The sequence below is a fragment of the Pseudomonas sp. P8_229 genome, from assembly GCF_034008635.1.
Taxonomy (GTDB): domain Bacteria; phylum Pseudomonadota; class Gammaproteobacteria; order Pseudomonadales; family Pseudomonadaceae; genus Aquipseudomonas.
Window position 1 is genome coordinate 1,759,442 of record NZ_CP125378.1, and the last position, 12,046, is coordinate 1,771,487.

Consider the following 12,046-nt stretch of genomic DNA (forward strand, 5'->3'; position numbering starts at 1 on the left):
TATCCCTTGATATAAAATCAAGCTATAGACCATGACTTATATGGGGTGCACGAGTCTCCCTCGGGCACCAAAATTAACAAAGGTCTTGCTTAGCAAGGCCTTTTTTTTCGTCTGTCGGAAAGTGGACGCGCAATGCTGAAAGCTCACCACCGCGCGGCTCGCACGTGACATAGCACGAACTCAGGTGTCGGAGTCGTTTGCAGGCTCAGCCTGAGCACTTCCCCCAAACAACCGCGCTGCTATCGCCCGCCCCCGCTCCAGCCCCTCCTCCGTCAACCAGACCGACTTGTTCCTGTTCACCGGGTTACTGATGAAACCCTGCTCATGCAATCGGTTCATGATCTCGAAATCGAATCCTTTCCAGGCATTGCCGTCGTCGGAACTGAGTGCTGCCAACAGCGCAAGCACGGCGTCTTCCATCAGTTTGTCGTCGTATTCCATGGTCGTCACTCCATTCGTGTTCAACAGTTAACGTCGAGTGTGTGAAGGCTCACCATAATACTCGCCGACCTCCGACGGAAATGCCGCTCAATCCCGCGAAGGGTTATTGATCGGCTTCAGTGTGCCCGGCCTCGCCTTTGGGCTGCACTTGTTGATCTCGCTCCGTATAATCACGCCCCTCTGAAAGCAGCCCTACGCATCTTGCACCTGACGGTGGTTGCATCCAGGCATCAACTCTCACACTGACGGACGTCGCTAAAGGCCCCCCATGGAAACGTCACTGGAAACAGTCGCCCTTTTCTCCCTCAAGCTCGCTTACGAGGAAGAAGGCCTGAGCCCGATCCTGCGGGACGACATGGTCATGGGTGATTACCAGAAAGACATTTTCGAACTGTTGGTGCGGCGCGGGGATGTCGAGACCATTCAGTTCAAGATGAACGAATGCCTGGGCTTGGCGATGGACGCCTTGGGCGGTGTCGAGAAACCGCTGGGGCGCGAGTTGCACAAGTTATCCGCTGACTTCAGCGAGGCGCGTTCGCTGGAGCAGCTGGATCAGCCGCTCCTCGCGCTCAAGGATTATTTGAAAGACATCTTGTAATGGGCTGAGCCGTTACAGCAGATGCTTCGAGATGTACTTGGAGATCTCCACCATCGAGGTCTTCCCGGTGAATTCGAACTTCACTTTCCCCAGTGACGAGAAGTAAATCTCCAGCTCCGAACCCAGATCGAACGTGCCCGAGGTTTCCACGGAGTAGGCGACGATGTTTTTGTACGGCAAGGAAGTGAAATCCTTCTTGCTGCCGGTAATCCCCTGAACGTTGACCGCGATGATGCGTTTGTTGGTAAACACCACGCCGTCACGCATGGCCTTGTAAGAGTCGATCACTTCCTCACCGTCCGGCAACAGTGCGCTTACGCGTTCGACGTACTCATCGTTCTGCTTGAGTTTGAAGAAGCCTTTGTTGTTGAAGTCGATCATCTGGCCATCCTCATCTTCAAGAAAACATCCCGGTATTTCTTTGGTTCAACGACGGGCTTTCAGCACCCTGACATCCGTCGGGAAGCCATCGGCGCCAACAAGCTTTTTCCAGCCCAGATACTGAAATTCGCCCTTCTCATCAATGTAATCGCCCTTCTCCACTGATCGGCCGCCAACCACCGCCACGCGTTTCACCTCACCACAACCGCCGTCAGAAGGCCGAACCGTATAGATCACATACGGCTTCACGTATTGCGTGGCGCGGAAGTATTGGCCGCAGATCTCGTCGACGGTGATCAGCATGGTTTTCAGGCGTGCTTCGCCGTCGGTGTCTTCGTGCAGTTTCAGGAAGGAGATGTCACCGACGTCGCTGTAGCCGAGTGAACGCGCGCGTTGGTATTCGGGGGAGTTCTGGTGGGCGATGCGACCTTGCTGAGCGGCCTGGTTCATTCTGGCGGCGAACTCGGCTCTGCCCTGGGCAATCGTCGCTTCGCCTTGGGCGGCGACGTTTTCGCATTGCGCGAACTCTTGCGAGCCGAGGTATTGGGGCGTCAGGTTCAAGCGGTGTTCAGCCATGATCCGCAAGCTGCTCTCCAGGTCGCCTATCACCTCAACGGCGCCGGGTACGCGACCGCTCTGGACGTCGGCCATTTTTTCCTGCATTCGCTGACAGTTGGCGAGGTAATACTGCCAACTATTTTCCGGGTGTTCTTGCACGGCGGCAAATACAGGGGTCATTGCAGCGGCGAGTGTGATCGCGCAAAACAGGCGCAAAGCGTGGGTGCTGACAGGCATAGGTAATCCGTTACGGAGATGGGCAGTGGCGCGACGCTACTATTTTGATATCTTGCCGTCCACTGCCAGTAAAGAGGTCGCCAGTGCCTCGATGGAGATTAATTTTCAGAGGGAAAACACCATGATGGCGTTGTTGTACTTTTTCGTCTGGGCAGCCGTTTGGGCCTGGGTCGTTCAGAGCCGGGGGGCCTGGAACCTGATCCTCGCCAATCTGGCAGGTGCTGCTTGCGGCCTCATGGTAGCCATGACCTTCTCGGTGGTCTGCTCAGGCCTTTTCCCGTCGGTTGTTCCTCCTGCACCCGCAAGTCTGGCCAGTAGCGTGCTGCAAGTGATCACAACAATCGGCGCACTGGCGGGTGTATGGATGTGGCTGGTCAGGCGTCCTCAACCAGAGCATCCGCTGGCCCGCCAACTTTTCGCCGGCCTCTGTGGATTGGCTGCGGGTGTGACGACGTTGATGTTTTTTGCGCTCAACTTTCACTGAGCGCCATTATCGTCACTGGCATTACGCGTCTGTTTTGTTATCTTGCCGCCATCGTCAGCGTTCACTTCGGGCGTGCGTTGATTTCAGGTTTCGAAGGTTTAAGGAAAGGATCGAATGGAGTTTCTGCGTTTTCTGGCGTTTGTCGCGGCCTGGGGTTTCATGTGGCGCTGGGTGGTGAAGAACCGCGGTAGCTGGAATATTTTCTACGGCAACCTCGTTGGCGCGGCGGGTGGTTTTATTGTGGCGATGGTGGTGCTGTCAATCACGCTGTCGTTGTTTCCATCGGCGCTGACGCAAACACAAAGCAGCGAGACACAGCGCGCTGCGGCGGCACTCATGCCTGAGCTGGAACGGTCAATGCAGCCTACACCTGTGATCGCATCCACCCCTGCCGAGTCCGACAACCTTGCGACCTATGTCGCCAGCGAACCACAGAACGAGCCATCTCCACCCGAGTCCGCACTTCTGCCGAACTACAGCAAGCGCCTGCCCACCTCACTGCTGGAGAAGGACTTCAAGGACAACGCGCATAACGACTTTACCGTTTCGCGCCGATTGGCCGGCACGCATCCGAACGCGGACAAATCCATGATGGCGTTCATGATTTGCGAACCCTTCATCAAGAGTGCCATGCGCTTTTCAGCGTCGACAGCGATTGCCAGTGCCAAGAGCGCGAGCAGCCAACGATTCAAGGATCAGACCTATACCATCAGCAGCACCGTCAGCGCTCGCAACATGTTGGGCGACGATGTCAGCTACGGTTTCGACTGTTCAGTTCAACAAGTGGACGGCAAAGATACTGACAAGGCCGCATGGCGACTGCTCGATCTGAAACTGAAGAAGATCGAGTCTTAAGCCTCGTTTAAGGGTTCAAGGCGCCGGCTGCGCTATCATCGCCAGCCTGTGCGCCTTGAGCTTTGCCCCTGAATGTCCCCGATACCTGCTGACCTGAACCCGCTGCCTCCCGTTTTGGCCGGCCCGCTGCTGCGCCGACTGGAACCAACGCGAGTGGTGCTGTGGCTGGTCGGTACGCGTCAACTGTCGCTGACCTTGCGCCTGCAAGGCGTAGGAGACATCCCTCTCGATGCCGGGAAATGCTCGGTCATTCCTGTAGGCAGCCAAGCGTTCATCCATCTGATCGACGTGGCCCTCGACAGCGCCCTGCCCTGCGACACCGTTGTAAGCTACGACTTGCTGATCGATGGCCAGCAGCAGATCGCCGACTGGGCGCCACATCTGTTGTATGGCGATGCCCCCAGTCCCAACCTTGTCGTGCGCTCGCGAATCGATCAATTGCTCCACGGTTCCTGCCGCAAGCCCCATCATCCGGCAGCGGATGGCTTGCTCTGTGTCGATCAGTTGCTGGCGGTAGAAGCCGATCCGCAGCAACGCCCGGCACTGCTGATGATGAGCGGCGACCAGATCTACGCCGATGACGTCGCCGGGCCGATGCTGCGAGCCATTCATAGTTTGATCGAACGCCTCGGCCTGTTCGACGAACACCTCGACGGTGCCGTGGTCAGCGACAGCGCAAAACTCTACGAACACCCCGCCAGCTACTACCATCGCGCGGATTTATTACCGGCGCTGGAGAGCAACGAGACATTACGCGAGCGATTTTTCGGCGGCGCGCGCAAGCCGATTTTCACCAGCAGCAGCGCCGACAATCACCTGGTGACCTTCGCCGAAGTCATGGCGATGTATTTGTTGGTCTGGTCGCCGGTTGCGTGGACGTTGATCAGTCCGACAGCGCCATCGCTGACGCCTGAACGCTTGAAGCGCTACACCGTCGAACAAACCCGCATCGATGGTTTCAAGGCCGGTTTGGGCAATGTCGCCCGGGCGTTGGCGCACCTGCCGAGCCTGATGATTTTCGACGATCACGACATCACCGATGACTGGAATCTTTCCGCGCAGTGGGAGGAAACCGCCTATGGGCATCCGTTCTCCAAACGCATTATCGGCAACGCCTTGATCGCTTACATGCTGTGCCAGGGCTGGGGCAACAATCCGGATGCGTTCAAGGATGTGCTGGAGAACACCCGACGCCTGAGCGCCAGCGGCGATGATCGCTATCTCGACAGCCCGGTACAGGACGCTCTGATCGATGACTTGCTGCGCTTTCAGCATTGGCATTTTGTGTTGCCAAGCAGCCCTGCGCTGGTGGTGCTGGACACCCGCACCCGGCGCTGGCGCAGCGAGATGGCGCTCAAGCAACCGTCGGGGCTTCTCGATTGGGAGGCGTTGAGCGAACTGCAACAGGAACTGCTCGATCACCCGTCGGCGATCATCGTTTCTCCGGCGCCGATCTTCGGCGTGAAGCTGATCGAAACCGTGCAGAAGGTTTTCAGCTGGTGCGGTTATCCGCTGCTGGTCGACGCGGAAAACTGGATGGCCCATCGCGGCGCCGCGCAGGTGATCCTGAACATTTTCCGACACACCCGCACACCCGGGAACTACGTGGTGCTGTCCGGCGATGTGCATTATTCCTTCGTCTACGAAGTGCTGATCCGACACCGCAAGGCCGGCCCACGGATCTGGCAGATCACCAGCAGCGGGATCAAGAACGAGTTCCCGAAAACCCTGCTGGAATGGTTCGACCGCCTCAACCGCTGGCTCTACTCGCCGCGCTCGCCACTCAACTGGCTCACCAAACGCCGGCGCATGCGCATCGTGCCGTACACCCCGGAGCATGCCGAAGCCGGTGAGCGGCTGTGGAATTCAGCGGGGATTGGTCAGGTGTTTTTCAATGAGCACGGGCAGCCGAGCGAGATCATTCAGCACAATTCGAACGGGGCGGTGAAGACGCGGATGCTGGCGCCTGAGTTGGCGGATTATCCGGACTGACACGACGCCTTTTTGAGTGTGGGAGCGGGCTTGCTCGCGAAAGCATCTTGTCAGTCGACATTGTTGCTGAATGATCAATTGCATTGGCGAGCAAGCCCGCTCCCGCAGGGGCGTATCGGTAGCTTGTCAGTGCGCGGCCAAGGCGCGAGCCACACCTCTGACAATCATCTCCACCTCCCGCTCATCAATCGTCAGCGGCGGCAGCAGCCGTATCGTCTTGCCGCGCGTCACATTGATCAGCAACCCATGATCTCGCGCTGCAATCAACGTCAGATCACGGATCGGTTGCTTCAACTCGATGCCGATCATCAAGCCCTGCCCACGAATCGCCAACACGTCAGGATTGTCCGCCAGCTCGGCGCGCAGGCGGGTCAACAGGCGTTCGCCCTGCACCCGGACGTTCTCCAGCAACCCCTGTTCCTCGATGATTTCCAGCACCGTGCAGCCGACCCGGCAGGCCAGCGGATTACCGCCGAACGTACTGCCATGACTGCCGGGGGTAAACAGATTGGCCGCCCTGCCCCGCGCCAGGCAAGCGCCAATCGGTACGCCGTTGCCGAGGCCTTTGGCCAGGGTCATGACGTCCGGAACGATGCCTTCGTGCTGGAACGCAAACCACTGGCCGGTGCGGCCAATGCCGGTCTGGATTTCGTCGAGCATCAGCAGCCAGGCGTGCCGATTGCACAGTTCGCGCAAGGCTTTGAGGTAGCCGGGCGGCGCCAGTCGCACGCCGCTTTCGCCTTGAATCGGCTCGACCAGAATCGCCACGATGCGCTCGCCATGCTTTTGCTGCAGCTGATCCAGCGCCGTCAGATCACCGAAGGGCACTTTGACAAAATCCCCCGGCAGATCATTGAACCCCAGCCGTACCGCAGGGCCATCACTGGCCGACAACGTCCCCAGCGTGCGGCCATGAAACGCGTTGGCCATGACCACCACCAGCGGCTGTTCGATGCCTTTGCTCCAGCCGTACAAACGCGCCAGCTTCAGCGCGGTTTCGTTGGCCTCGGCGCCGGAGTTGTTGAAGAACGCCCGCTCCATTCCCGACAACTGCGTGAGTTTCTGCGCCAGCTGTTGCTGCCAGTCGATGCTGTACAGGTTGGAGGTGTGCAGCAACATTCCGGCCTGTTCGCTGATGGCGGCGACGATACGCGGATGTGAGTGCCCGACATTGGTCACCGCGACGCCCGCGACGGCATCCAGGTACTCACGACCGGCCTGATCCCACAGGCGAGTGCCCAGGCCTCTGGTGAAACTCAGGGCCAGCGGTTGGTAGGTGTTCATCAGGGCGGCGGTCATGACTTCAAACTCCAGTGAAGGTCGGTGTGTTTGCAGTATGGTTAGCCACCAGAACTGGATAAACTCGGAAAAACTTCAATCATTTAAAAGCAGAGATTGACAATGGACCTGTTGCAGGCGATGAGCGTGTACGTGAAGGTCGTGGAAGCCGGGAGCATGACGGCGGCCGCGTTGCAGTGCGAAATGTCCACGACCATGGTTGGCAATCATCTGCGCGCGCTGGAGCAACGGCTCGGTGTGCAGCTGCTGCAGCGCACCACTCGCCGGCAGCGGCTGACCGAGTTCGGCAGTGTTTACTATCAGCGCTGTCTGGATGTATTGGGACTCGTGGCCGACTCCGAGCGCTTGGCCGAACAGGCCCTCGACGAGCCTCGCGGGCTGCTGCGCATCACCGCGCCGCTGACCTTTGGTGTCGAACGTCTGGCACCGGCGCTCAGCGAGTTTTCCCTGCAATACCCGCAGGTAAAAATGGATGTGGTGCTGACCAACCGCCGCCCGGATCTGCTGGAAAGTGGTCTCGACGTGGCGTTTCGGCTAGGGCATTTCGAGCAGTCGAACCTGATCGCCCGGCCGCTGATCGATTACACCCTGACCGTGTGCGCCTCCCCGGCCTACGTCGCCCGACGCGGCATGCCGATCACCCCGCAAGACCTGCAACAACACGATTGCCTGTCGTTCGCCTACCCTGCCGGCGATGACTGGCAATCGGTGGAAAAACGCTGGCGCCTCAGCGGCCCGGACGGTGAGATTCTGGTGGATGTCAGCGGGCCAATGCTGATGAACACCTCCGCTGGCCTGCATCAGGCGGCACGCACCGGCATGGGCATCGTGATGCTGCCCGATGCGCTGGTGGAACAAGACCTGCGCGATGGCAAACTGGTGACGGTGATCCCCGATTACCAGCCCCCGAGCCGCCCGTTGCATCTGCTTTACGCCCCGGATCGTTATCGCTTGCCAAAGCTGCGGCGCTTCGTCGAGTTTGCGATGCAGACGTGGGGCAGATCCTGATCCGGAGGCTTTCGACTAAGCTCCCATGATCGCCGACAAGGACGCCGCCATCTGATGAAAAACAACCTCACCGTACGCAATCTGTTGCCCGATGAAGTGGAGTCAGTGCGGCAGTTTCTTGGGCAACACGGCTGGGGCCATCGAACAGGCTCCAGCGACCACTTCGCCCAACTCATCGAAAACTCGCAACGTACTGCCGTCGCGCTGAGCGACGAGCAGATCATCGGTTTCGCCCGAGGCATCACCGACGGTTTGTCCAACGGTTATCTGTCGATGGTCGTGGTCGATGACCAGCATCGGCGCGCAGGCGTTGGCCGTGCGCTGGTCGAGCATGTCATGGGCGACAACTCCGACATCACCTGGGTGCTGCGCGCAGGTCGTGAAGGCGCGGAGGCGTTTTTTGCCAGTTTGGGGTTTGAAACATCGGTGATTGCCATGGAACGGCCGCGCTTGAAATAACCGGCGCCGACCATGGCAATCGCTATGCTTCATCTTCTCTTGCAAGCACGGACGCCAAATGATGCTAATCACTCTGCAAAACACCCCGTTGTGGGTTTATGCGGTTTTCCTGGTACTGGTTTATTTCGGGATCAAGGCTCGCACGCCCAGCCCCAAGAGCCGTTTAGCGATGCTGATCACGCCACCAGCGTTGATAGTCTGGTCTCTCTTTTCAATAAATCTGACGCTTGACCCGGCCCTGTCCCTCAGTTGCTGGATTGGCGCTCTGCTGCTGGGCGGCTTTGCGGCATGGCTAATGTTTTCGGCTCAAGACGTGACGCTTGATGATTCGCAAACAGGACTGATCTTGCCCGGCTCATGGAAGGTGCTGATGTTGTACCTGCTGTTTTTTGCCGTGAATTACTACTTTGGCTATCAGGACGACGTGCATCCAGAGCAAGCCTGCGCCCCGGATATGCTGCTGTTCAAAGCTGCAGCGTCAGGTTTCGTTTGTGGGTTGATTGGCACTCGTTCGCTGAAGTACTACCGGTTGCTGCGCTCGCTTCAGGCGCAACGCTCGGGAGTGAGCGCGCAATGAATCAGGAGCCGTCTTTCACCAACACCGGTTTCTCCTGATAGCGCTGCGCAAACAACTGCTTCAACTGCGCGACCTTCGGCATGTCGTTGATCACGATGTACGGATAGCTCGGATGCTCGGTCAGGAAGTCCTGGTGATAGTCTTCCGCCGGGTAAAATCCGTTGTAGCTTTCCAGTTTGGTGACGATCGGTTTGCTGTAGGCATGCGCCGCATCGAGCTGGGTGATGTAGGCCTGCGCCACGCGTTGCTGGTCGGCGTTGACCGGGAACAGTGCCGAGCGGTATTGCGTGCCGCTGTCGGGGCCCTGGCGGTTGAGTTCGGTCGGGTTGTGGGCCACCGAGAAGTAGATCTGCAGCAGGCTGCCGTAGCTGACTTGCGTCGGGTCGAAGGTAACCTGCACCGACTCGGCATGGCCGGTGTCGCCTTCGCTGACCCGCTCGTATTGCGCGGTGTTCGCGGCACCGCCGGCGTAACCGGAGACGGCTTTCTGCACACCTTTTACGTGTTGAAAAACCCCTTGTACGCCCCAGAAACAACCACCGGCGAACACTGCAGTTTCACTGTGCGCCTGTGTGGTTTCGTCGAGGGCCGGCGGCGGAATGATCACCGCGTCCTCGGCCCCGAAAGAGAACGCCGAGCACTGGCCGATCACACCGGCCAGCGCGACAGCCAATAATCCACGCCGCCAGTTGTTTTGATTTTTCATGTTGCGCACTCCTGATCAGCCGAAGGTGAAGGCGTAGGCCGATACGCCCGGGTCAAGAAATTCGATGCTGAAGGTTCGATCCTTCACCGCATCGGTTTGCCGCACTAGCTGATACAAGCGCTGTTCGGTCACGCGACCGCTGCCATCCGGGGCGACATCGACGCCGTGCGCGTCACCCGGCGCCTGTCCGTCAATCGACACTTTGAAACGCACCGGTTTACCGTCCGCGCCCGGCCCCAGCACCAGGTGCAGATCACGGGCGTGGAAGCGGTAGACGATACGACTGGCCGGCGCGCTGGCGGTAGCGCGCTCGGCACCGACGGCCCATTGGCCGCCGAGGCTCCAGTCATTCAGGGTCAGGTTGGCGGGTGGGTTATAGGTCGCGACCTTGTCAGGCACCAGGCTGGTTTCCGGTACGAAATGTTCCGCCCGCTGGTAGCCGACATAGGTTTCCGGCGACAGCACCTGATTCATGTCTGGCGCCTGTTGCACCCCTTGGGCGTCGGCGTTGATCAAGCCGTCGGCCACGGTTTTCGCCCCGGCCTCACGCAGCAACTGCTGGATGACCCGCTCCGATTCGGCGTAGTCGCCTTCGCCAAAATGGTGGTAGCGAATGCGCCCCTGGGCGTCGGCAAAGTAATGCGCTGGCCAGTATTCGTTGTTGAAGGCGCGCCAGATCCTGTAGTCGTTATCGATCGCCACCGGGTAATTGATACCCAACTCTTTCATGGCTTTAGTGACGTTGCCCACGTCACGTTCGAAGGCGAATTCCGGCGCGTGCACGCCGATCACCACCAGGCCTTGATCGCGGTACTTTTCGGCCCAGGCTTTGACATACGGCAGCGTGCGCAGGCAGTTGATGCAGGAGTAGGTCCAGAAATCCACCAGCACCACTTTGCCTTTGAGTGCCTGGGCGTCCAGCGGTGGCGAGTTGAGCCATTGCACGGCGCCATTGAGCGGCGGCAACTGGCCTTCGACCGGCAGTGTTCCCGGCGCCTTGTCAGCGATTTTCATCGCGCTGCCCGTGGCCTTCATGCTGCCGTTTGCCGTGTCATCCGCTGCAGGAATCTGCGCCATCATCGTGCCGTTGCCCGCGGCAGATTTACCAGAGAGCTTGCCGACCAGCGCTTGTTCAATTCCGCCAGTGGACGCGGTCGACAGCCGTGCCAGCAGACCGGTATCCAGACCCAGTGCAATGGCTGCAACACCTACGAGCATTGCCGCGCCCAGCCCGCGCCGGATCCATTCACCAGTGCCGATCGAGCGCTTCATCAGCGCAAACACCTTACCGCCCAGCAACAACGCTGCCGCCAGTGAAGTCGCGGCGCCCGCCGCGTAGGCGAGCAACAACAGCGTGGTGGCGATGCTTGCCCCTTGCAACGCGGCCCCGGTCAGAATCAAGCCGAGAATGGGCCCGGCGCACGGTGCCCAGAGCAATCCCGTGGCGACGCCGATCAGAAACGACGCGCCGGGACGCGGTCGGTTGTCCTGCCCGGCGGCCTCGGACAAGCGGCTGCCGGCCGACACCAGCGGCCGGGTCAGGCGCTCGGCGAGGCGCGGCAGCAGCAGCGTCAGCCCGAACAGTGCAACGAACAGCAACGCGAGCCAGCGACCGTACTGATTGACTTGCACCACCCAACCGCCGCCCACTGCCGCCAGCGTGGCGACGAGGGCGAAGGTCAGCACCATCCCGGCCAATAGCGGCAAGCCACTCTTGATAAACGGCTGCCCGGTGCGAGCGAAGACAAAAGGCAGAACAGGCAGGATGCACGGACTGACGATCGTCAGCACACCGCCCAGATAAGCGAGAACCAAGAGCCACATGGTGTCGTCCTGTAGAAAGTGAAAATCGAATACGGGCCATGGCTCATGCCGCCACGGGTTTGAACGTCATCGCCAGGCCATTCATGCAATAGCGCAGGCCGGTGGGCTTCGGACCGTCGTCGAAGACATGTCCCAGGTGCCCGCCGCAGCGCCGGCAGTGGACTTCATTGCGCGACATGCCGAAGGAACGGTCCTGACGCGTGGCCACTGCGTGCTCCAGCGGCGCCCAGAAACTCGGCCAGCCCGTGCGGCTGTCGAACTTGGTCGCCGACGAAAACAGCGCCAGCTCACAGCCCGCGCAGGCGAAAGTGCCACCGCGATGCTCATCGTTGAGCGGGCTGGTATAGGCCCTCTCAGTGCCTTCTTCACGCAGGATTGCGTACTGCTCGTCAGAGAGCAGTGCGTGCCATTCGCTGTCGCTGTGGGTGACCTCAAACACCGCATCGGCATGGGCCTGATCAATCAGCGCGGTGCCCGGGGACAATTTTGGCAATACACCCGCCACCAGGGCTGCAACCCCCAGCCCGCCACTCGCTACGAGAATCTGTCGCCGTGAAAACATGGCCATCTCCAAAAATTCCAGGTGCCTGTCATGGAACACAGCCTAGGCTTGGGTTGATCGCCAAA

General features: G+C 59.6%; 14 protein-coding genes. 7 read left to right on the forward strand and 7 right to left on the reverse strand.

Features of this window, described 5'->3' with window-relative positions; genetic code table 11:
- Positions 1-180: 180 nt before the first annotated feature.
- Positions 181-441 (reverse strand): DUF6429 family protein, encoded by a 261-nt coding sequence (locus tag QMK55_RS07855; protein WP_102357906.1) that lies wholly within the window; start codon positions 439-441, stop codon positions 181-183.
- 268 nt (positions 442-709) lie between these two features.
- On the opposite strand from QMK55_RS07855, the gene QMK55_RS07860 reads away from it, so the two are divergent.
- Positions 710-1,039, forward strand: coding sequence for a hypothetical protein (locus QMK55_RS07860; RefSeq protein WP_102357908.1), 330 nt, complete (start codon positions 710-712; stop codon positions 1,037-1,039).
- A gap of 12 nt (positions 1,040-1,051) precedes the next feature.
- On the opposite strand, the gene QMK55_RS07865 is transcribed toward QMK55_RS07860, so the two are convergent.
- Together QMK55_RS07865 and QMK55_RS07870 are read right to left on the reverse strand one after the other, a co-directional pair.
- Positions 1,052-1,420 carry a PH domain-containing protein gene (locus tag QMK55_RS07865; RefSeq protein ID WP_320328999.1) on the reverse strand — a complete coding sequence of 123 codons (369 nt, stop codon included), beginning with the start codon at positions 1,418-1,420 and terminating at the stop codon, positions 1,052-1,054.
- Positions 1,421-1,465: 45 nt separating this feature from the next.
- Positions 1,466-2,215: a hypothetical protein gene (locus tag QMK55_RS07870; RefSeq protein ID WP_320329000.1), complete on the reverse strand. Its 750-nt coding sequence runs from the start codon at positions 2,213-2,215 to the stop codon at positions 1,466-1,468.
- 25 nt (positions 2,216-2,240) lie between these two features.
- On the opposite strand from QMK55_RS07870, the gene QMK55_RS07875 reads away from it, so the two are divergent.
- From QMK55_RS07875 to QMK55_RS07885, 3 genes are all read left to right on the forward strand, one after another.
- On the forward strand, positions 2,241-2,699 hold the full coding sequence (locus QMK55_RS07875) for a hypothetical protein (RefSeq protein ID WP_256588231.1): 459 nt from the start codon (positions 2,241-2,243) through the stop codon (positions 2,697-2,699).
- A gap of 114 nt (positions 2,700-2,813) precedes the next feature.
- The gene (locus QMK55_RS07880) at positions 2,814-3,554 is read left to right on the forward strand and encodes a hypothetical protein (RefSeq protein ID WP_102357912.1); all 741 of its coding nucleotides are present in this window, start codon (positions 2,814-2,816) and stop codon (positions 3,552-3,554) included.
- A 72-nt stretch (positions 3,555-3,626) separates the two neighbouring features.
- On the forward strand, positions 3,627-5,546 hold the full coding sequence (locus QMK55_RS07885) for an alkaline phosphatase D family protein (RefSeq protein ID WP_102357914.1): 1,920 nt from the start codon (positions 3,627-3,629) through the stop codon (positions 5,544-5,546).
- A gap of 126 nt (positions 5,547-5,672) precedes the next feature.
- Here QMK55_RS07885 and QMK55_RS07890 read toward each other — a convergent pair whose 3' ends face one another.
- Positions 5,673-6,845, reverse strand: coding sequence for an aspartate aminotransferase family protein (locus QMK55_RS07890; RefSeq protein ID WP_102357915.1), 1,173 nt, complete (start codon positions 6,843-6,845; stop codon positions 5,673-5,675).
- Positions 6,846-6,947: 102 nt separating this feature from the next.
- On the opposite strand from QMK55_RS07890, the gene QMK55_RS07895 reads away from it, so the two are divergent.
- The 3 genes from QMK55_RS07895 to QMK55_RS07905 all read left to right on the forward strand — a co-directional run bounded on the left by QMK55_RS07895 (position 6,948) and on the right by QMK55_RS07905 (position 8,889).
- Positions 6,948-7,853, forward strand: coding sequence for a LysR family transcriptional regulator (locus QMK55_RS07895; protein WP_102357917.1), 906 nt, complete (start codon positions 6,948-6,950; stop codon positions 7,851-7,853).
- Positions 7,854-7,907: 54 nt separating this feature from the next.
- Positions 7,908-8,312, forward strand: a complete 405-nt coding sequence (locus QMK55_RS07900) for a GNAT family N-acetyltransferase (protein ID WP_320329001.1) — start codon at positions 7,908-7,910, stop codon at positions 8,310-8,312.
- Positions 8,313-8,373: 61 nt separating this feature from the next.
- On the forward strand, positions 8,374-8,889 hold the full coding sequence (locus QMK55_RS07905; protein WP_320330247.1) for a hypothetical protein: 516 nt from the start codon (positions 8,374-8,376) through the stop codon (positions 8,887-8,889).
- Between the two features lies 1 nt (position 8,890).
- Here QMK55_RS07905 and msrA read toward each other — a convergent pair whose 3' ends face one another.
- From msrA to msrB, 3 genes are read right to left on the reverse strand one after another with little or no spacing between them, the layout of a single operon-like run.
- A complete protein-coding gene (gene msrA / locus QMK55_RS07910) occupies positions 8,891-9,595 on the reverse strand; it encodes a peptide-methionine (S)-S-oxide reductase MsrA (RefSeq protein ID WP_320329002.1) in 705 nt (234 codons plus the stop codon).
- 15 nt (positions 9,596-9,610) lie between these two features.
- Positions 9,611-11,419, reverse strand: a complete 1,809-nt coding sequence (locus tag QMK55_RS07915; protein ID WP_320329003.1) for a cytochrome c biogenesis protein DipZ — start codon at positions 11,417-11,419, stop codon at positions 9,611-9,613.
- Positions 11,420-11,462: 43 nt separating this feature from the next.
- The gene (msrB, locus tag QMK55_RS07920; protein WP_320329004.1) at positions 11,463-11,981 is read right to left on the reverse strand and encodes a peptide-methionine (R)-S-oxide reductase MsrB; all 519 of its coding nucleotides are present in this window, start codon (positions 11,979-11,981) and stop codon (positions 11,463-11,465) included.
- Between the last annotated feature and the right edge of the window lie 65 nt (positions 11,982-12,046).